This window comes from Acuticoccus kandeliae, from assembly GCF_003073115.1.
In genome coordinates this window covers 1-289 of record NZ_QBBV01000180.1, presented here as the reverse complement: position 1 = coordinate 289, position 289 = coordinate 1, and the positions used below count along the sequence as shown (strand labels likewise).

Sequence of the window (289 nt, the reverse complement as noted above, 5' to 3'; positions counted from 1 at the left end):
GAAGCTGGAAGAAGCCGCGTTGAAGGACGACTACTTCGTGCAGCGCAAGCTGTACCCGAACGTGGACTTCTACTCGGGCCTCATCTACAAGGCGCTCAATATCCCGGTGGAAATGTTCACCGTGATGTTCGCCATTGCCCGCACCGCCGGCTGGGTGTCGCATTGGCTGGAGCAGCAGGTCGACCCGGAAATGAAGATCGGCCGTCCGCGCCAGATCTACACCGGCTACGACAAGCGCGACTACACCGACGCCGGCAAGCGCTAAGCGCCCCGGAGTTGGTTGTTTGAC

Annotated in this window: 1 protein-coding gene; it reads left to right on the top strand. The window is 60.6% G+C overall.

All coding sequences use genetic code 11. The features are described from left to right. Positions 1-265 (top strand): citrate/2-methylcitrate synthase (locus DBV35_RS29855; RefSeq protein WP_281262265.1); only part of this gene is annotated, 265 nt, incomplete at its 5' end. Positions 266-289: the final 24 nt, after the last annotated feature.